Source organism: Amycolatopsis sp. NPDC114503 (assembly GCF_055633655.1).
Genome location: NZ_JBVKDT010000001.1, coordinates 1,335,934 through 1,354,566, shown reverse-complemented (window position 1 = coordinate 1,354,566; position 18,633 = coordinate 1,335,934). Strand labels below are relative to the sequence as shown.

22 protein-coding genes and 1 riboswitch are annotated in these 18,633 nt (G+C 69.9%); of the genes, 12 read left to right on the top strand and 10 right to left on the bottom strand.

Annotated features, from left to right (window positions below):
* Nucleotides 1-136: 136 nt before the first annotated feature.
* Nucleotides 137-760, bottom strand: a complete 624-nt coding sequence (locus ACZ7OI_RS06650; RefSeq protein WP_470263143.1) for a TetR/AcrR family transcriptional regulator — start codon at nucleotides 758-760, stop codon at nucleotides 137-139.
* Between the two features lie 57 nt (nucleotides 761-817).
* On the opposite strand from ACZ7OI_RS06650, the gene ACZ7OI_RS06645 reads away from it, so the two are divergent.
* Nucleotides 818-1,768 carry an NAD(P)-dependent alcohol dehydrogenase gene (locus tag ACZ7OI_RS06645; protein ID WP_470263142.1) on the top strand — a complete coding sequence of 317 codons (951 nt, stop codon included), beginning with the start codon at nucleotides 818-820 and terminating at the stop codon, nucleotides 1,766-1,768.
* Nucleotides 1,769-1,794: 26 nt separating this feature from the next.
* On the opposite strand, the gene thiG is transcribed toward ACZ7OI_RS06645, so the two are convergent.
* From thiG to thiO, 3 genes are all read right to left on the bottom strand, one after another.
* Complete coding sequence (thiG, locus tag ACZ7OI_RS06640; protein ID WP_037807946.1) at nucleotides 1,795-2,547, bottom strand: thiazole synthase; 753 nt, start codon at nucleotides 2,545-2,547, stop codon at nucleotides 1,795-1,797.
* 2 nt (nucleotides 2,548-2,549) lie between these two features.
* On the bottom strand, nucleotides 2,550-2,750 hold the full coding sequence (thiS, locus tag ACZ7OI_RS06635) for a sulfur carrier protein ThiS (protein ID WP_344265038.1): 201 nt from the start codon (nucleotides 2,748-2,750) through the stop codon (nucleotides 2,550-2,552).
* Nucleotides 2,750-3,838 (bottom strand): glycine oxidase ThiO, encoded by a 1,089-nt coding sequence (gene thiO, locus ACZ7OI_RS06630; RefSeq protein WP_470263141.1) that lies wholly within the window; start codon nucleotides 3,836-3,838, stop codon nucleotides 2,750-2,752. The genes thiS and thiO overlap by 1 nt, the downstream gene beginning before the upstream one ends.
* Nucleotides 3,835-3,940, bottom strand: a riboswitch (TPP riboswitch). Its footprint overlaps the gene before it by 4 nt.
* A gap of 30 nt (nucleotides 3,941-3,970) precedes the next feature.
* Here thiO and thiE point away from each other — a divergent pair.
* On the top strand, nucleotides 3,971-4,636 hold the full coding sequence (gene thiE / locus ACZ7OI_RS06625; RefSeq protein WP_470263140.1) for a thiamine phosphate synthase: 666 nt from the start codon (nucleotides 3,971-3,973) through the stop codon (nucleotides 4,634-4,636).
* Nucleotides 4,637-4,662: 26 nt separating this feature from the next.
* Here the strand turns inward: thiE and ACZ7OI_RS06620 are convergent, their stop codons facing one another.
* Nucleotides 4,663-5,457: a hypothetical protein gene (locus ACZ7OI_RS06620; RefSeq protein ID WP_470263139.1), complete on the bottom strand. Its 795-nt coding sequence runs from the start codon at nucleotides 5,455-5,457 to the stop codon at nucleotides 4,663-4,665.
* 153 nt (nucleotides 5,458-5,610) lie between these two features.
* On the opposite strand from ACZ7OI_RS06620, the gene ACZ7OI_RS06615 reads away from it, so the two are divergent.
* Nucleotides 5,611-6,555, top strand: a complete 945-nt coding sequence (locus ACZ7OI_RS06615; protein WP_470263138.1) for a threonine ammonia-lyase — start codon at nucleotides 5,611-5,613, stop codon at nucleotides 6,553-6,555.
* Between the two features lie 130 nt (nucleotides 6,556-6,685).
* On the opposite strand, the gene ACZ7OI_RS06610 is transcribed toward ACZ7OI_RS06615, so the two are convergent.
* Complete coding sequence (locus ACZ7OI_RS06610; RefSeq protein ID WP_470263137.1) at nucleotides 6,686-7,366, bottom strand: SDR family NAD(P)-dependent oxidoreductase; 681 nt, start codon at nucleotides 7,364-7,366, stop codon at nucleotides 6,686-6,688.
* Nucleotides 7,367-7,445: 79 nt separating this feature from the next.
* On the opposite strand from ACZ7OI_RS06610, the gene ACZ7OI_RS06605 reads away from it, so the two are divergent.
* Complete coding sequence (locus ACZ7OI_RS06605; protein ID WP_470263136.1) at nucleotides 7,446-7,868, top strand: MarR family winged helix-turn-helix transcriptional regulator; 423 nt, start codon at nucleotides 7,446-7,448, stop codon at nucleotides 7,866-7,868.
* Here ACZ7OI_RS06605 and ACZ7OI_RS06600 read toward each other — a convergent pair.
* From ACZ7OI_RS06600 to ACZ7OI_RS06590, 3 genes are read right to left on the bottom strand one after another with little or no spacing between them, the layout of a single operon-like run.
* Nucleotides 7,845-8,612, bottom strand: coding sequence for an NAD(P)-binding domain-containing protein (locus ACZ7OI_RS06600; RefSeq protein ID WP_470263135.1), 768 nt, complete (start codon nucleotides 8,610-8,612; stop codon nucleotides 7,845-7,847). The genes ACZ7OI_RS06605 and ACZ7OI_RS06600 overlap by 24 nt on opposite strands.
* 18 nt (nucleotides 8,613-8,630) lie before the next feature.
* Nucleotides 8,631-10,130 (bottom strand): MFS transporter, encoded by a 1,500-nt coding sequence (locus tag ACZ7OI_RS06595; RefSeq protein WP_470263134.1) that lies wholly within the window; start codon nucleotides 10,128-10,130, stop codon nucleotides 8,631-8,633.
* Nucleotides 10,131-10,134: 4 nt separating this feature from the next.
* Nucleotides 10,135-10,884: a GntR family transcriptional regulator gene (locus tag ACZ7OI_RS06590; protein WP_009084055.1), complete on the bottom strand. Its 750-nt coding sequence runs from the start codon at nucleotides 10,882-10,884 to the stop codon at nucleotides 10,135-10,137.
* Between the two features lie 155 nt (nucleotides 10,885-11,039).
* Here ACZ7OI_RS06590 and ACZ7OI_RS06585 point away from each other — a divergent pair, with 155 nt between their 5' ends.
* Both ACZ7OI_RS06585 and ACZ7OI_RS06580 read left to right on the top strand, forming a co-directional pair.
* The gene (locus ACZ7OI_RS06585) at nucleotides 11,040-12,083 is read left to right on the top strand and encodes an SIS domain-containing protein (protein ID WP_470263133.1); all 1,044 of its coding nucleotides are present in this window, start codon (nucleotides 11,040-11,042) and stop codon (nucleotides 12,081-12,083) included.
* Entirely contained in the window at nucleotides 12,080-13,042 is a 963-nt protein-coding gene (locus ACZ7OI_RS06580; protein ID WP_470263132.1) for an N-acetylglucosamine kinase, read from the top strand. Before ACZ7OI_RS06585 ends, ACZ7OI_RS06580 begins: the two co-directional genes overlap by 4 nt.
* A gap of 90 nt (nucleotides 13,043-13,132) precedes the next feature.
* Here the strand turns inward: ACZ7OI_RS06580 and ACZ7OI_RS06575 are convergent, their stop codons facing one another.
* Entirely contained in the window at nucleotides 13,133-13,816 is a 684-nt protein-coding gene (locus tag ACZ7OI_RS06575) for a DUF3159 domain-containing protein (protein ID WP_470263131.1), read from the bottom strand.
* Nucleotides 13,817-14,092: 276 nt separating this feature from the next.
* Here ACZ7OI_RS06575 and ACZ7OI_RS06570 point away from each other — a divergent pair, with 276 nt between their 5' ends.
* From ACZ7OI_RS06570 to ACZ7OI_RS06545, 6 genes are all read left to right on the top strand, one after another.
* The gene (locus ACZ7OI_RS06570; protein ID WP_470263130.1) at nucleotides 14,093-14,929 is read left to right on the top strand and encodes an SGNH/GDSL hydrolase family protein; all 837 of its coding nucleotides are present in this window, start codon (nucleotides 14,093-14,095) and stop codon (nucleotides 14,927-14,929) included.
* A 157-nt stretch (nucleotides 14,930-15,086) separates the two neighbouring features.
* Nucleotides 15,087-15,818, top strand: coding sequence for an OmpA family protein (locus tag ACZ7OI_RS06565; protein WP_470263129.1), 732 nt, complete (start codon nucleotides 15,087-15,089; stop codon nucleotides 15,816-15,818).
* 6 nt (nucleotides 15,819-15,824) lie between these two features.
* Nucleotides 15,825-16,265: a LapA family protein gene (locus tag ACZ7OI_RS06560; protein ID WP_470263128.1), complete on the top strand. Its 441-nt coding sequence runs from the start codon at nucleotides 15,825-15,827 to the stop codon at nucleotides 16,263-16,265.
* Between the two features lie 71 nt (nucleotides 16,266-16,336).
* Complete coding sequence (locus ACZ7OI_RS06555) at nucleotides 16,337-16,813, top strand: DUF6932 family protein (RefSeq protein WP_470263127.1); 477 nt, start codon at nucleotides 16,337-16,339, stop codon at nucleotides 16,811-16,813.
* Nucleotides 16,810-17,694, top strand: coding sequence for a hypothetical protein (locus ACZ7OI_RS06550; RefSeq protein WP_037809292.1), 885 nt, complete (start codon nucleotides 16,810-16,812; stop codon nucleotides 17,692-17,694). Before ACZ7OI_RS06555 ends, ACZ7OI_RS06550 begins: the two co-directional genes overlap by 4 nt.
* 243 nt (nucleotides 17,695-17,937) lie before the next feature.
* Nucleotides 17,938-18,633 (top strand): hypothetical protein, encoded by a 696-nt coding sequence (locus ACZ7OI_RS06545; protein WP_470263126.1) that lies wholly within the window; start codon nucleotides 17,938-17,940, stop codon nucleotides 18,631-18,633.

Below are 18,633 nucleotides of genomic sequence, written 5' to 3'. Positions count from 1 at the left end.
TCCTTCTGACGCTGGTGCCCGCCGCTGGGTGCGCCGGAAAGGGTGCCGTCAACCATACGGCGTACCCGTGCACAATCCGCGTCAAGCGCGGGCGAAATCACCATTACCAGGCTATTTGTGCAGCTTGGCCGCCCATTTAGAGCACCGACCCGTCGAGCGGAAGCTCCGCGGGCGGCGGCAGGAGCGCGGCCGTCTCCGCCCGGAACGACTGCAGCAGATAGCCCGCGAGCCGCCGCGACGCCGCCGGTGCCGCGGCTCCCGCGCCCGACCGCAGCCCGCCGTTCGCCAGCAAGATCAACGACAGGTCGGAAACCGCGAAGTCGGCCCGCAGCGCACCGGCTTCTTGCGCCCGGCGGATCAACTCGGTGAACCCGCGCAACGCCTGGTCCCGCAGCTTCGCGAAACCAGCCTGATCGGGCAGCGCGGTCACGATCGCGGCGGAGAAACCTTGGTTGCTCGCCTGCATCGCGCAGACTTCCTCGATCACCCGGCAAAACCCACGCCACGGATCGGGGTCGGCGAGCGCTTCGTCGAGCATCCCCGCGCATTCGGCCATCGGCTCGGCGAAGGCTTCGGCGACCAGATCGGCCTTCGTCGGGAAATGGCGGTACACCGTGGCCACGCCGAGGCCCGCGCGGCGCGCGAGTTCGCTCATCGACACGTCCAGGCCCTCGGTCTCGAAGGTGTGCTTCGCGACCTCGAGAATCTGCGCGCGATTGTGGGCGGCGTCGGTGCGCAACCGAGTCGGTTTTTCCGGCACTCTCTCACTTTACGCGAATCGGAAGACCCTTTCCACTTTCCGTGCTAGAAGTGGAACATGCCTTCCACTTCGATGCGCGCCATCGCCTACGACCGCTACGGACCGCCCGAAGTCCTGCGCGAGACCACGGTTCCGACTCCGGTGCCCGGCCCCGGCGAAGTCCTCGTCCGGGTACGCGCGCTGTCGGTCAACGGCGGCGAACTCGCCATGCGGTCCGGGAAGCTGCTTCCGTTCAGCGGCAAGCGTTTTCCCAAGCGGATCGGCATCGACCTGGTCGGCGAGGTGGCGGAACCCGGAACGAGCCGCTTCGCAGTCGGCGACCTCGTCTGGGGCGGCGGGCGGCGGATGGGCACGGCCGCCGAGTACTACGTGATGGCCGCCGACCGGCTGGACCACGTACCCGCTGGGCTCGATCCCGAGCAAGCCGCGTCGCTGGCGGTGGGCACCACCGCGATTACCGCGCTGCGCGACAAAGCCCATCTCAAGCCCGGCGAACGCCTGCTGATCCGCGGCGCGACCGGCGGAGTCGGGTTTGTGGCGACGCAGCTCGGCAAAGCCATGGGCGCACACGTGACCGGACTGACGAGCGCCAAGAACCTAGAGCTGGCAAGGGAACTCGGGGCGGATGTCGCGCTCGACTACCGCGATCCTGGCGAGCTGGGGAAGTTTGACGTCATTCTCGACACCGTCGGCCGCGACCTCGAGACCTTCCGACGGCTGTTGACCCCGAGCGGACGGATGGTCGCGATCGCGTTCGACCTCGACCGTCCGGTCCGCTCGCTCGGTTACGTGGCGGCGAACGCGCTGCGCCCGAAGCGATGGGTGCGGGCCTTCAGCGGGAACCCGAAGGCGGATCTGCTCGCCGACCTGAGCCGGTGGGTCGATGCCGGACTGGTGCGGCCGTTGGTGGACCGGGTGTTTCCGCTGGCGGATATCGCGGAGGCGCATCGGGCGCTTGAGGGTGGCGGGGTGCGCGGCAAGGTGGTCGTGAGTGTTGATGCCGGTTAGAACCGACATCAACACTCACGAGAGTCCTAGCGAGGAGGACTCGACGCCTGCGCCCAAAACCGCTGCGGCACCCGTCCCGCGCCACGCGCCAGATACCCGGCCTCCACCGCGCTCCGCATCGCCAGCGCCATCCGTTCCGGGTCCGCCGCACGGGTCACCGCCGTCGACAGAAGCACCGCCGAGCAGCCGAGTTCCATTGCCAACGTGGCGTCCGAGGCAGTCCCGATCCCCGCGTCCAGCACGATCGGCACCGACGCGCGCGAGACGATCAGCTCGATGTTGTGCGGGTTCCGGATACCCAGCCCGGTGCCGATCGGGGCGCCGAGCGGCATCACCGCCGCGCAGCCCGCTTCCTCCAGGCGGAGGGCGAGCACCGGGTCGTCATTCGTGTAGGCGAACACCGTGAATCCGTCCGCCACCAGGCGTTCGGCTGCTTCGAGGGTCTCCAGCGGATCGGGCAGCAGCGTCCGGTCGTCGGCGTGCACCTCGAGTTTGATCAGGTTCGTTTCCAGCGCCTCGCGGGCCAATTGGGCGGTGAGCACGGCTTCGGCCGCCGTCCGGCAGCCCGCGGTGTTGGGCAGCAGCTCGATGTCCAAGCGCCGCAACAACTCCAGCACTCCGGAGCCGCCCTCGGCGTCGGCTCGGCGCATGGCCACGGTGGTCAGCTGGGTGCCCGACGCGACCAGCGCGCGTTCCAGCACTTCGAGATTCGCCGCGCCACCGGTGCCGATGATCAATCGCGACGACAGCTTGTGTTCGCCGATGATCAGGTCGTCCATGCTCAACCTCCTTGAACCGCGGTCAGCACTTCGAGGTTCGCGCCCTTCGGCACGACCGCTTCTTCCCATTCGCCACGCCGCACGACCTCGCCGTTGACCGCGACGGCCACGCCGCGGCGTTCCGCTCCCAGCGCGTCCAGGACCGCGGAAACCGTGCTGTCGTCGGGAAATTCCCGCCACTCGCCGTTGACCTTGATCTCCATCAGACTCGCTCCTTCTCGACCAGACGGGCGGGCATCGCCGCGGCGACCTCCGGCGGCGGGGTTTCCCCGGCCAGCCACGCGACCACGGCGTCCGCGGTCGCGGGGGCCATCAGCAAACCGTTGCGGTGATGTCCTGTCGCGGCGTACACGCCTTCGCTCACTTCGCCGATGTACGGCAAAGCGTCACGGCTCGCGGCACGCAGCCCGGCGGCGACTTCCACCAGCTCGTACTCCGTGATGCCGGGAAGAATCCGCTCCGCGTTCTCCAGCAGCTCGCGCACGCCGCGCGCGGTGACGGCCTGATCGAAACCCGCTTCGTACTGCGTCGCGCCAAGGACCAGTTCGCCGTCTTCTCGCGGTACCAGATAGATCGGCCGTCCTTCGACCATCGCGCGCACTGTGTACGGCGGAGGCGGCAGACAGCCCCGACGCGGACGCAGTCGCAGAATCTCCCCCTTTAGCGGACGTACAGCGTGCTCCAGCAACGGATGCAGCTGCCCGGTCCACGCACCGGCCGCGAGGATCACGGGGCCAGACACTTCGGAGAGGCTCTCGAGCCGCTCGCGACGGAACTCGACCCCACGCTTCGTAGCCGCTTCGCTCAGCGCTGTAAGCAGTTTCCGGTTGTCCACGGCTAAATCGCCCGGTACGTGCAGCCCGCTGCGTACCGCGCCGAGGCCCGGCGCGAGCCGCTTCGCCTCGCGCCCGGTCAGCGTCTCGACGTCGCGGCCGAGCGAACGCAGGTACCCGGCGAGGATGTCGAGGTGCCCGGCGTCTGCGCTGTCGAACCCGACGACGATCGTGCCGTGCTCGGCCAGCCCGGGATCGGTCCCTTCGGCGGCGAGTTCCCCCGCGAAGCCGGGCCAACGTCGCAGCGACGCCTCCCCCAGGCTGAGCACGGCTTCCTCGCCCGGCCAAGCCTCGGTGACCGGGGCGAGCATCCCGCCGGCCAGCCAGGACGCGCCGCCGCGCACGGGATCCGGGTCGACGACCGTGACGCGCCATCCACGGGCGGCCGCGCGCCAAGCCGCGGACAGCCCGATGACGCCGCCGCCGACGACAGTGACGGTTGTGGTGCTGGTGTTCACAGTGGAATCACGCTCCCTGCGCCGGCATGACCCGGATCAGGTTCCACGGTCGGAGCGGCAGCTCCCTCTCAGCCCGTGCCTCGGGCTCCCGTGCGGACTCCCACACCGTAGCGCGCGGGTAACGTCACCGCCATGCCTGCCTTGACCGGAGACCAAATTCGCACCCGTCTCGCCGACGCCCGGCTGTACTTGTGCACCGACGCGCGCGCCTCGCGCGGAGACCTCGCCGAGTTCGCTGACGCCGCGTTGGCCGGTGGCGTCGACATCGTGCAGCTGCGAGACAAGACCGGGGGCGCGCCGCTGGAGGCCAAGCAGGAGATCGCGGCGCTGGAGGTGCTGGCGGAGGCCTGTGCGCGACATGGGGCGCTGCTGTCGGTGAACGACCGGGCGGATGTGGCGCTGGCCGTCGGCGCGGATGTGTTGCACCTGGGGCAGGACGACATCCCGGTCGCCCTCGCCCGGCGAGTCCTGGGCAACGACGTGGTGATCGGCCGGTCCACCCATTCGGAGGGGCAGGCCGCGGCGGCCGCGGCCGAGGACGGGGTGGACTACTTCTGCACCGGCCCATGCTGGCCTACGCCGACCAAGCCTGGCCGGTCCGCGCCTGGGCTGGGACTGGTTCGGGCTGCCGCGGCTTTCGGGACTGAGCGGCCGTGGTTCGCGATCGGCGGGATCGACGAGGCCCGGCTGCCGGAGGTGCTGGACGCGGGGGCGTCTCGCGTGGTGGTTGTCCGGGCGATTACCGAGGCCGAGGACCCCAAGGCCGCCGCGGAGGGGCTGAAGGCCCGGCTTTCGTAGCCGAGCCGTACAGCCGCGAGCCCGGGCTACTCGCCCGCGTTCGACGGAACCGCAGGAGCAGTCGGAGTCTGACTGCTGCTGGGCGCCTGCGAACTCGTGCTCGGCTTCGAGGACGTGGACGGCGGACGGCTCTGCTGCGTCTGCTGCGAAGGCGGCGGAGCACTGGGCGTCGTCGTCGGAGTCGACGTCGGGTTGTTCTGCTTCGACTCGCCGGGCGGGGGCGTCTGCGGTGCGGTACTCGGCGTGTTGTCCGGATGATCGTCCCGCTGCTGGCTGGTGTCCGGCTGCCGAGGGATCAGGCCGGTGGACACGCTTCCCTTGGTCGTCCAGTCCAGACCAAGCAAGACAACCAGCGCGACGACGAATGCCACCACGCTCGAAGCGATGATCAACGGCCACCGCATCTTGCGGAGTTTTTCGCCAAGGCTGTCGGATTTCTCGGGTTCGGTCGGCTTCAGTTCGGACAACCGGACCGTGGGCATGTTCGCCAGGTCGACGGAGAGGTACGCCGTGGGAGCCTCGCCGGGAGCGGTCGGCTTGTCGGCCGGCACGCGCACCGGAGCGACGCCGCCGCGAGTGCGTCGTCCAGCCGTCTCCATCGCCTTCCGCGCGGCATCACGAGTCCGCTGCAGAGAACGCAGGTACAACTCGCCGCCGACGGTGCTGACCACACTGGCCACTCCGGCGCCGATGACTGTTCCCGCGACCCCCAGCGTCGAACCCAGCAACGCGGCGGTGACCGCCGCCAGCGCCGCGGCGAGCACCGGGGTCATCCGGAGTTTCTTCTTGTCCTCCGCGGTTTCCTTCTGCTCCTCGCTCATGATTCCGATCTGATCGTTCCCGGCCGTTGTCCCTGTTTCTTCAACGGTTAAGTCGTCTGAGGTGCTCCCTTCGTTGCCCCGGCGTGAGGGACGCCACGTTGACTGTCCACAATGGATAGACTAAAGCTCACACTTTCCTGACATACTCGTCTCATGCACCTCGTGACGATCTCCGACATCGAAGCCGCGGCCGAGCGGGTGAAGGGCACCGCGGTGCACACTCCGCTGCTGCGCCAGCTCTGGGTTCCCGGCGAATTCTGGGTGAAACCCGAGAGCCTGCAACCGATCGGCGCGTTCAAGATCCGCGGCGCGTACAACACGATCGCCGCACTCACCGACACCGAACGGAAACGCGGGGTGGTCGCGTATTCAAGCGGCAACCATGCGCAAGCGGTCGCCTACGCCGCGCGCGAATTCGGGATTCCCGCGGTGATCGTGGTGCCGGACGTCACTCCGCGGCTGAAGGTCGAAGCCACCCTTCGCTGGGGCGCGGAAGTCCGCGAGGTGCCGATCGCGGAACGGGAATCGGCGGCGCTCGCGCTCGCCGAGGAACGCGGCCTCACGCTGATCCCGCCGTTCGACCACCCGGACATCATCGCCGGACAGGGCACCGTCGGCCTGGAAATCGCCGAGGACCTGCCGGACGTCGAGACCGTGCTGGTCCCGATCAGCGGCGGCGGCTTCGCCTCCGGAGTCGGCACCGCGATCAAGGCGAAGTGCCCGAACGCGAAGGTTTACGGCGTCGAGCCGGAACTGGCCGCCGACACCGCGGCCAGCCTCGCCGCGGGCGAGATCGTGGACTGGCCCATCGCCGAACGCGCCCGCACCATCGCCGACGGCCTGCGCGCGCAACCGTCTGAGCTGACGTTCGCGCACCTGCGGCACGTCCTGGACGGCGTGATCACCGTGACCGAGGACGAAATCCGCGACACCGTCCGCGCTCTGGCCCGGCAAGGCCGCCTGGTAGCCGAGCCCAGCGGCGCCACCGCCCCAGCCGCTTACCTGCACCACGCCGACGAACTCCCCGGCGGACGCACCGTCGCGATCGTCTCCGGCGGCAACATCGACCCGACGATGCTGGCCGAGCTGCTCGCCTGACGAAGCCGCCCCGCTCCCGACGGCGCAGGATTGCCCCCGCCCCACGAACGCGGTTCGCGAGGCGAACGTCTGTGAGGGCCACCTTGAGGGAATCTGATTCCCTCAAGGTGGCCCTCACAGACCTGGCCAGTCACCAGTTGACGGTCTGCCCCTGGCGGTCCAGGTAGTGCAGCCCACCCTTGCCCGCCCAAGCTTCGATCGTGTCGGCGACCCCGGGAATGCTCTCGTCGACGGTCAGCCGGGCACCCGGCCCGCCCAGGTCCGTCTTCACCCAGCCGGGCGCCATGAGCAGCAGGGTGCGCGGGTCGTCGGCGTGCCGGGCGGCAAAGCTGCGCATGAGCTGGTTCAGCGCGGACTTGCTCGCCCGGTAGACCTCGAAGCCGCCCTTCGTGTTGTCGGCGACGCTGCCCTGGCCCGACGACATCACGCCGATAGTGCCCGTCGCGGGGACCAGGTCCCGCAGGGTCTCGACGACGCGCATCGGGCTCAGCGCGTTGGTCACCATGACCCGGGCGAAGTCCTCGGTGGACACGTCGGCGAAGGTGGCCGAGGGGTCGGTCGTGTAGTTGGTTCCGGCGTTGACGAACAGCAGGTCGAACGCCGATCCGGCGAGCCGCTCGCGCAGCGCCGCGACCTGTTCGGGCACCGCGATGTCGACGGTCTCCACCGTGAGCCCGGCCAGCTCGTGCAGCGCGGAGGGCGTCCGCTCGGTCGCGGTGACCCGCCAGCCACGGCCGAGGAACTCGGCGGCCAGCGCGTAGCCCAGCCCACGCGACGCCCCGATGATCAGCGCGCTCTTGCCTTCGGTCATGACTGCTCCTTAGCTATCATTTGATAGCTAAGTTACGCCGCGAAGGAAATACCTGTCAAACGATAGCTATGCTGAGCGGGTGAAAGACGAACAGCTCTTCGAGCTAGCCGACCTGATCCTCGCGGTGGCCCGGCACATCAATGCCGCCAAGGAAGCCGACGCCGAGTCCGGGACGCCGCTGGAAGGCGCGGTGATGCGGTTCGTCGACCGGCATCCGGGAACCACGGTCAACGCCGCGGCCGAGGCCACCCAGATGATCTCCAGCAACGTCAGCAGAGCTGTCCGGGGCCTGGAAAACAAGGGCCTGCTCCGCCGGGAGACCGACCCCGACGACGCCCGGCGAGTCCGCCTCTACCCCACCGAAAAGGCGGCGGAAAACCTGCGGCGGCTGCGCGACACCTGGTCCGCGCTGCTCGACGGGACTTCCCCGACAGAAGCCAGCACGTTGATCACGGCGTTGCAGAGCATCGAGACCCGGCTAGTCGCCCGATCCCGCGGCTGATCCGCGCAACCGGGCCAGCACCGCATCCAGGCCCTGCCGCACCATCTCCGGCATCCCTTCGGCCCGAAGACGAGTCAGCAACTGCTCGTTGATCCCGCCCGGAGTCATATGCCGGGAAGTCAGGTCCTCCAGCGAACCGCCACCCGCCAGGGACTTTCCGACCTGCGCGAACACGTGCGTCACATACGCCGAAGCCATCTCAGCCTCGACCCCCTGCGCGCCCATCCACCCGGCGATAGTCGCCAGATAGTCCAGGTGCGCGGCGAACGTCGACGTCGCCGCGCTGAACGCTTCCAAACCCGGTTCGTCGCGAGGCACCACCACCCCGCCCACGCGCTCGAACAGCTCCCGCGCGACGCCGTCCTCCGGATACATCGCCGTCAGGCTCTGCCGCTGCGCCGCCTGCGGCAGCGGAATCGACCGCACCACCCGCGAAGCCGGCGCGACCAGCTCCCGCACCCGCTCCACCCGCACCCCGGCCACCGCACTGAGCACCACGTGCTCCGGCCGGAACGTCAGCTCAGCCACCACTTCCCGCAGCACCGGCGGCCGCACCGCCAGCACCACCGTGTCCGCCTGATCAAGCACTTCCTGATTGCTCGCGCACACCCGCACGTCCGGGTACCGAGCAGCCAGCGCCGCGCTGATTTCCCGCGAACGCGGCGACAAGACGACCGGCAAGCTCCCGTCGAGCCCGGTCACGATGGCAGCGGTCAGCTCGCCGGCACCGACAAACCCCAGCACAATTCCCCCACCGAAAGATCAGCGACGCCCGCCTGGATGGACGTGCGTGGGCGGCCCTTCCACCCCGCAGTGCAGACAATCCCCGGGATGCGGCGAATCGTCCGGCTCGGCGGTGCCGAGCACCCCGTTGTGAATTCCTAACGCGATAAGGCCGCCGGCGATCGCGAGCACCGCGCAGATGACCAGCGCCGTCTGCCATCCGGCGGTCAGCGCGACCGGATCCCGATAGGCGGATCCAGTCAAACCGGCCGCGGCAGGCAAAATCGCCACCGCCAGAAGTCCACCCGATCGGGCGATGGCATTGTTCACCCCGGACGCGACCCCGGCGTACCGGTCCGGCGCGGCGGCCAGCACCGTCGCGGTCACCGGAGCGACCACAGTGGCCAGCCCCAGCCCGAACACCGCCACCGCGGGCAGCACCGACCCGAGGTACGACGACCCCGGCCCGACCCGTGTCAGCAGCAGCATCCCGACGCCGACCACGATCGGCCCGACCACCAGCTGCAGCCGCGGCCCGATCCGCTGCGCGAGCGCGCCCGACCGGCCGGAAAGCAGCAGCATGATCACCGTGATCGGCAATCCGGCCAGCCCGGCGAGCGTCGGCGAATAACCCAGCGACACCTGAAGCTGCAGAACCAGCAACATCATCACGCCGCCGAGCGCCGCGTAAACCACGAACGTCAGCGCGTTCGACAGCGTGAACGTCCGGTCGCGGAACAACGACGGCGGCACCAGCGGTTCGGCAGCACGGTGCTGGAGCCAAAGAAACAAACCCAACCCAACAACCCCGACCACCAACGCGACCAGCACGACCGGATCGCCGATCCCGCGCACCGGTGCCTCGACCAGCGCCCCGGTGACCCCGGCCAGCCCGAGCGCCCCGACCGCCGCGGCGACGTAGTCCGGATGCCCAGTCGCCGCGGTGTCTCGCGACTCCGGCACGAACCGCCGCGCCATCAGCACGACGACCACCGCGAGCGGCAGGTTGATCAGGAACGCCAGCCGCCACGACCATGCCTGCACCAGCAGTCCGCCGAGCAGCGGCCCGACCGCCGCGGCGATCCCGCCGAGCCCGGACCACGAGCCGATCGCGCGGGCCCGGTCCTCGTGCGAGAACGACGACTGCAGGATCGCCAGCGAACCCGGCGTCAGCAACGCCCCGCCGATTCCCTGCAGCACGCGGAACAGCACGAGCAGCTCGGTCGACGTCGCCGCCGCGCACAGCCCGGACGCGAGCCCGAACCACACGACGCCGACCAGGTACACGCGCCGCCTGCCGTAGCGGTCGCCGAGCGAGCCGGCGACCAGGATCAGCGCGGCCAGCGCCAGCAGGTAGCCGTCGAGAATCCACTGCAGACCGGCGACCGACGCGCCCAGCTCCTCGCCGATCCGGGGCAGCGCGACGTTCACGATCGTGCCGTCGAGCATCGCCATCCCCGAACCGAGGATGGTCGTCCAGAGCACGCCGCGAGCCGCGGGCGTGCCCCAGCGGATGCCGGTGTCTCCCGCGACGCTCACGCGGTCAGGGAAGCAGCGTGGTGACGAACTTGTACCGGTCGCCGCGATAGACCGCGCGGGCGAACTCGACCGGCTTGCCGTCGGTGGCGAACGAATGCCGGGTCAGCATCATCACCGGCATGCCGACGTCCGCGCCGAGGATCTCCGCTTCCTGCGGCCCGGCCAGCGACGTCTCGATGGTCTCCTCCGCGCGTTCCAGCTCGACGCCGTAATGCTCGCGCAGCACCGCGTACAGCGAACCGCCCGCGGTGATGTGCTTGCGCAGCCCGCGGAACCGGCCGAGCGGCAGGTGCGTGGTCTCGAGCGCCATCGGCTGGCCGTCGGCGAGCCGGAGCCGGCGCAGCCGGAGGATCTTCGCGCCGTTGCGCAGCTGCAGCAGCTTCGTCATCTCGCCCTCGACCGGCAGCTCTTCGAGCTCCAGCAGCTGGGACGACGGCTTCAGGCCCTGCTTGCGCATGTCCTCGGTATAAGAGGACAGCTGCAGCCGCTGCGCGAGCTTCGGCTCGGCGGCGAACGTGCCCTTGCCCTGGACGCGGTGCAGTCTGCCCTCGGCGGTGAGATCCGCCAGCGCCTGGCGCACGGTGGTGCGCGAAACGGTGAATTCTCCCGCCAGCGCCCGCTCGGTCGGGATCGGCGATCCCGGCGGCAGTGCGTCGAGCAGGTCCAGCAGATGCTGCTTCAGCGCCCAGTACTTGGGTTCGCGCTGCCCTCGCGCAGCAGTCCCCGCCTCGCTCGCGGGGGGTGTCTCCAGCATGCCCGGCTCCCTCAGTCTTCCCACATTAAACGCGCCACTGCCCCGTGAGGAAACGTACCCTTCTCCCGACCCGCTCCGCCCGGCTAGCATTGGTCTAGACCTGACCGGACGCCGCTCAGCACACCGGGACCCCCGTCCCGGCGGAGAGGAAAGTGATGACCCAACTACGTCCCGGCGAGCACATGGCCGCGGAAATCTCGGAGCAGCCCAGCGTTCTCGCCGGGCTGGTCGAGCGGCGGTCCGGCATCGCGGAAGTTGCGGAAAAGATTTCACAGAACCCGCCGCGGTTCGCTCTGCTCGCCGCTCGCGGTTCGAGCGACCACGGCGCGCTCTATGCGAAATACCTGATCGAGGTACTCCTGGGCCTGCCGGCCGGGCTCGTGTCGCCGTCCACCGCGACGCTTTACGGCGCTCGCCCGGACCTGCGCGACGTGCTCTTCATCACGGTCAGCCAGAGCGGCGGTTCGCCCGACTTGATCGAGGTCACCGAGGCCGCCCGCCGCCAGGGCGCGCTGACGGTGTCGGTCACCAACACTCCGGACTCGCCGCTGCGCGCGGCTTCGGAGCTGGGTGTCGACATCGGCGCCGGCCTCGAAAAGGCAGTGGCGGCGACCAAGACGTACTCCGCGACGCTCATGGCGCTGTATCTCTTCATCGACGCCATCCGCGGCGGCAAGGGAGAGGACGCCGAGAAGATCGGCGAACTGGCCCAGCAGACGCTCGACGGTTCCGTCGAAGGCGTACAGCGCGCGGTGGACCGGTATCGCTTTGTCGACCGCGTTCTCACCACCGGCCGCGGTTACTCCTACGCCAGCGCGCTCGAAGCGTCGCTGAAGCTGGCCGAGACGAGCTACCTCGCGGCCCGCGCGTACAGCGGCGCGGACCTGCTGCACGGCCCGGTCGCGGCGGTCGACGGCGAGACCGCCGTGCTCGCCGCCACCAGCCTCGGCCGCGGCGGCGAGGCCATGCGCGAGGTGCTCGAAGCTGTCAGCGAGCGCGGCGCGGACGTGCTCGCGGTCGGCTCGGCGGCCCAGGACGTGCCCGCCGCGCTGCGCATCCCGGTCGCCCCGACCGTCGAGGAATTGGCTCCAGTGCTGGAAATCCTGCCGATCCAGCGGATCGCGCTCGGGCTGTCGCTCGCTCGCGGCGGCAACCCGGACAACCCGCGCGGTCTGCTGAAGGTGACCAAGACCCGGTGAGCCTCGTAGTAGGCGTGGACGCCGGCGGCACCTCGACGCGAGCGATCGCGATCGACGCCGCCGGCGTCGTGCACGGCACCGGAGCCGCGGGCGGCGCGAACCCCAACTCGCATCCGCCCGCGGAAGCGGCGGCCCGGATCGCCGGAGCCATCGAGTCCGCTTTGGACGGACGGACCGACGTGCTCGGCGCCGTGGTCGGCATGGCAGGCGAAAGCAAGCTGTCCGATCCGGCGGTCGCCGCGGAGTTCGCCGCGGCGTGGGAGCGGATCGGACTCGGCGGCCTCGTCCGCGTCACGGGCGACGCCGAGGTGGCCTACGCCTCCGCGACGGCCGAGCCGGACGGCACCGTGCTCGTCGCGGGCACCGGCTCGATCGCCGGGCGCATCCGCGGCCGCCGGATGGTCGCCACCGCGGGCGGGCACGGCTGGCTGCTCGGCGACGAAGGCTCCGGATTCTGGCTCGGCCGCGAAGCCGTGCGCACCACGCTCGCCGCGCTCGAAGGCGACGGCCCGCTCGGCGGATTGGCCGAGGCGGTCCTCGCCGAAGCGTTCGGACCGTCCGCAGTGGACTTGTCGGACCGCTCCGCGGTCATGTGGGAGCTGGTGACCCATTCCAATGCGGAACCCCCGGTCCGGCTCGCCCGGTACGCGCCGCTGGTGAGTGCCGCGGCCGCAGCCGGAGAGCCCGTCGCGGAGGAAATCGTCGCGCGGGGCGCCGGGCATCTCGTGCGCGTGGCTCGCGCCACGCGCGAGGCGGGAGAAAAAACTCCGGTCGTGCTCGTGGGCAGCGTGCTGGCCGAAAACAGTCCGGTCGGGACTCGGGTGCGGACCGAATTCGCCGGGCTCAACGTTCTGACCAGCTCCGATGGCGTGCTCGGCGCGGCGTGGCTCGCGGCGGTGGGCGCGTGGGGCGAGGACACCCCACGACCATCCCGACGGGTGAATGCCACCAAAACTTGAGCGGAAGAGTCGAAACCGTCGACTCAACCCCTCCGGTCCGGGTACCGTAGGAACCGGCCCCCGGACCCTCCCCCCTCGCCGGGGGCCGCCTTAACTTCCGGGTCCGTTTTCGGACTCGCCCGCACCCGGGTCTTTCGCCAGGCGAAGGCCCGGGTGTTCTGCTGGGAGGGTTCGGTAGAGGGCCCAGCCGCTCACCGCCACGGTCGCGGCCACCAGCGGCCAGGACAGCACCGTGCGCGCCACTCCGAGCGCCACCACCTGCCCGGTCCACCACAGCAGGCCGTAAACGACCACGCGCAGCAAGTACTGCAGCACCCACACGCCGCTCGCCCACGAGTACGCGCGCAGCAGGGCCGGATCGCGCCGCCAGCGGGTCTTCTGCCCGAGGAGCAATCCCACGATCACGCCGAGCAACGGCCAGCGCACCGCGATGCTCGCCGCGAACAGCAGCGCGCTCGCCGCGTTCGAGAACAGCTGCAGCAGGAAGAAGTCCTCGGCCCGGCCGGTGTGCATCGCGATCAGCGCGGCGATCACCACCGCGGCGAGGCTCACCACCACCGCGCGCGCCTTGTCTCCGCGGATCAGCCGGTACGCGCCCAGCAGCACGGCGACGCCGATCGCGGCCCCGGCTCCCCAGGCGATCGACTGGCCGGACGCGAGCCAGCCGACGACGAACGCGGCGGGCGGGATGCTGGCGTCGATCGCGCCGCGCCTCCCGCCGAGGATCTGCGTGAGCGACTCCCGCGCCGGCCCCTTCGCAGTCTCGTCTGTCACAGCTTCCAGCCTGCCGCAACTCCCGGCGGACCCCCAGGTCGGGAGACCTACCCCACACGGCGTCCGGTACGAGCCCGATCGTGAGGTTCGTCCCGGTGAAAAAGCCGTAATAGGGAGGCGCAAGACCCCGACAAGGTAAGAGACTGTGACATCGTCGCGAACCAGTCGTGTCCGGCGGGAAGGATATGGGGATATCCGACTGTTAGTTGGGGTGTACAACTATAGCCGGGACTTCACGGGGAACAGGCGCGCACCAGCGGGAAAGGGGAACCCAGCGTGTACGGGATCAACAGCTACGTAGCCATCGGGGACAGCTTCACCGAGGGGCTCAACGACCATCGGGGCGACGGGACGTTCCGGGGCTGGGCCGACCGGCTCGCCGAGATGCTGGCGGGCGACGAGCCCGGCTTCCAGTACGCGAACCTGTCGCTGCGCGGCAAGATGCTCGACGAGATCATGGACGAGCAGGTCCCGATCGCCCTCGAGCTGAAGCCCGACCTGGTCACGCTGTGCGCGGGCGGCAACGACGTGATCGTGCCGGGCGCGGACGTCGACGCCATCGCGGCGCGCTTCGAGGCGGGGGTGGCGAAGCTGCGCGCGGCCGGGATCCCGGTGGTGATCTTCAACGGGCCGGACACCAAGCACCTGTCGGTGATGAGCGTGCTGCGCGGCAAGGTCGCGATCTACAACACGCATCTGTGGGCGATCGCGGCCCGGCACGACGCGAAGATGGTCGACATGTGGCACATGGAGCCGCTGCACGACCCGCGCGCCTGGAGCGACGACCGGCTGCACTTCACGCCGGACGCGCACCGCCGGATCGCGCTGCTCACCGCCGAGGTGCTCGGCGTCCCGGTCGACGAGGACTGGCGCGAGCCGTACCCGCCGAGCAGCGAGCCCGCCACCTGGATGACGTCGCGGCGGTCGGACCTCGCGTGGACCAAGATGCACCTGCTGCCGTGGATCCGCCGCCAGCTGCGCGGCGAGTCCATGGGCGACGGCCTGCAGCCGAAGCGGCCGGAGCTGGCTCCGCTCGTGCCGAACGACCCGGCTGGTCTCGATCTCGACGTGCGGGCCAACCTCGACGTGCGGGGCAACGCGACCGCCTCCTGACCGCCGTTCCCTCGACAGTGCCGGTACCGGTGACCACCGGTACCGGCACGCCTCCGAGAGCCACCCGAACGGCGGCCGTCACCAGGTCGCCAAGCGGAGCAGCCCGGCATAAGGTCCCTTTATGTCCGGTGCACGAGGGTGGCTTCGCTTGATCCCCGTGGCAGTGGTGGTCACAGCGCTGCTCGCGGGCATCGTCACTTGGCTGCAAGGCAGCGGAATCCAGGACGATCTCGCCGCGCGATCACGCTCCGCGCTTGACGCGGCCGGTCTCCGCGGCGGCGATGTGAAGTTCTCCGGACGGCAGGCGACCCTCGAAGGGTTCCCGGCCGAGGACGCCGGGCGCGCGCTGGGCATCGTGCAGGGCGTCGACGGGGTCGAATCGGCGCAAGCCTCCGGCGGCGCCGGGCCGGTGCAACCCGCGCCCTCGCCCTCCCCCGAACCGTCGACGACGCCGCCGGCCAGCCCGCCGCCGAGTTCGTCCGCCCCGCCGTCCGCGCCGCCGACCGACCGCGACGGAATCCAGGCCGAACTGGACCGCAAACTCGCTGCCGCGCCGATCACTTTCGAACCGGACACCGCGCAGCTCACCGACCAAGGCGAGCAGGCCGCGCGCGACCTCGCGCCGCTGCTGCGCGACGCACCGGACAACTTCCGCTACCGCCTCGTCGGCCGGGTCGTCGACGGTCCGGGCGGGCGCAGCGCCGCGCTGAAACTTTCCCGCAACCGGGCGCTGGCCGTGATCCGGCTGCTGATCCGCGAGGACGTGCCGCCCGACCGATTGCTCGCGGTGGGCAGCACGAGCGCGGGCGGCACGAGCGGCTCGGACAGCGGGGACGACAGCGGGGACGACAGCGACCGGCGGGTCGAGATCACAGTGGAACAGAGGTGATGGCGGATGCTCTGGCTCTTCGGGCAGATCTGGCTGTGGCTGCTCGTCTCGTTCCTGCTCGGGGCGGCGGTCATGTGGCTGTTCACGCGGGCGTCGAGGCCGAAAGCCGACACCGGGGAAGAGCCGTACCGGCCCGCCGTCGCGCCGGTGGAGGCACCGACCGAGGAGACCCGCTACATCCCGCAGGCGAACCCGTACGAGGACTACGAGGAACCGGCGCACCCGCACTACGACGACCCGCCTGAACGCGTCTACAACGACTATCCGGAAGTCGATCCGGACGAGCCGTACAACGGGCAGCACGCGACGCACGACCCGGCCGGGCATCCGCTGCCCGATCCCGAGCCGCGGCTGTCGGGCGAACTGAGCTGGCCCGAGGACGACCAGCGGAGTCCGCACTGGCCGCACGACGAACCCGCGCCCCGCCGACCTGGACGCGGTGGCTGACACCCACCTGGTAGATTCGGCTACGCACGGTAAGCGGGCGCCGAGGGCCCCGGACGACGTCAGGAGGTCCGATGGCGCTTCCGCACTGGACGCCACAGAACCTGCTGCCGCCCGGCCGCCACCACGCCGACCTCGCCGACGTCTACGAGCGGCTGGTCTACGACGCGCCGCACCAGAACGAGCGCGAGATCCTCTTCAGCGCGCTCAACAGCTACCTCGGGGTCGCCCAGCGGGTGATCACATCCGGGCGGGCCTGGCTCGGAGGCGCGTTCGTCACCCGCACGGCGCATGCCCCGCGCGGGCTCGACGTCGTGCTGCTGCCGGACGAATGGGGCGCGTTGAAGCGGCTTGACGACAGCGGCCGCACCGCGCTGTACGGCCTGCTGACCCTGCGCGGCATCATCGTCGGCCAGCCCGCGATGTACCTCGACCAGATCCAGCCGGTCGGCGGCATGCTCGACGGCTTCCTGTGCCGTCCCGGCGACGAGGACGTGTGGGAATCGGTGTGGGCCGACGGCGGCAGAGGCATCCCGGAGATGGTGTGGTGAGGAACGAGTTCCGGCGGATCGCCGACGAGATTCCCGGCGGCACGTGGCTCGACGACCTCGCGCGCGCCTCGGCGATGGCGGCGAACGCGAAGTTCGAGCGCACCTGCCGCGCGCCGCTGCTGCACGTGTCGGTGATCGGCGAAACGCACATCGACGCGTACACCTTTTCCGACATCAGCCGGGCGCTGCAGGACGCGACGGCGAAGATCGGCCACATCATCCGCAATCCGTCGAATGAGGTCACCTTCGTTCAGCAGGCGGACCGCGACAAGGCCCCGTTGATCCAAAAAGGACAGGCGGGCAACGCGATCTTCTTCGGTTTCCCGGAACCGGCGGTCGACGACGCGTTGATCCACGACGGCATCGAAACGCTGTCCGAGCGCGCGGTGAAAGAACTCTGCGATTTCCTTCCCGCCAACGGTTCCGACGACGGCGCGCTCGACGCGGTGCTGCTGCAGCGCGACACGGTGCGCAACGCGGTCAGCGACGTGGTCAACGCGGTCAGCAAGCACGCCGGCATCGGCATGGCGCTCACACCCACCGCGGGCGAGCAGGTGACCCGGAGCATGACCACCGAACAGGCGCGAGTGCTGCAGGGCAGCCTGCGCGAATCGCGCGAGGCGGTCGGCTACGAGACGGTGACCGGACGCCTCGACGGCGTGCGCACCCGGCGGCGGATTTTTTATCTGGAGCGGGAATCCGGCGGAACCATTCAGGGCGCGGTCGCCCCGGATCTGCTCGACCAGATCAAGGAAAATCTCGACCGCCCGGTGACCGCGCGGTTGCGCGTAGTGCGCACGACGACCATCGACGGACGGCGCGGCAGGCCGGTGCACGAACTTCTCGAGATCACCCCGGAAGTCAACCTTTTCGATCAGTGAAATAGCGCGCGGGTGCCACCGCGTCGCCAGGTCAGGGCCATCGGGTAAGCACTCGGTCGCTCTTCGGAATCATCGCGGAAGCCCTTTTCGGCCAGCAAATGGCGCCAGTGCGCGCAATCCGGCGGGAAATGACCCCGATTGGCCGGACGCGGTAAATGAATGACATTATCTCTCGATAACGATTATTCCAACTACGCGGACATCTGCGTTAGCGTCTTCGCCAACACAGCGGAAGAGGCACGCATGACGACCGAGCAGCCGTATCCGGCCGCACCCGCACGACACAGCCGGACCACTACTCGCCCTGGTCCGCACCGTCCATCCCCGCAAGCGCCGGCCCGGACGCCCCAGCAGGCGCCGTCCCGGAGGCGGGCGAACTGGCCCGGCGGCCTCGGAGTCACGCTCGGCCTCGCCGCGGCCGGTGTCGCGTTCCTGCCGGATTGGGGTTTCCTCGCCTGGCCGGTCGCCGGCGTCGGACTCGTCGGCGGAATTGCGGGAATCGTACTTTCCTCCAAAGGCACAATGCGCGGATTGGGTGTCGCCCTCACCGGAACCACGCTTTCCGCACTCGCCGTCCTGCTGTGCGGCGCGATGGCGCTGTACCCGTCGATGTTCGGCACCGCGCGGGCGGGCGACCTGCACATCCCGCCGCAGCCGGGCGAGAAGCATTCGGTCGACTTCGTGGTGACCTCGGCGGGCGGCGCGACGGTTCGCTACGGCACGCTGAACGACCAGCGCACCGCGTCCACCCCGCCGAGCACCGACGACTGGCACGGCCACGCCTCCTACAGCGGAGGCGCGCCGATCCTGTCGCTGACCGCGGACACCGCGAACGCGGGCGTGACCAACCAGATCAGCTGCCAGATCCTCGTCGACGGGAAGAAGGTCGCCGAGAGCAGCGGCAGTTCGATCGCGCTCTGCACGTCGAACGTCGAATAG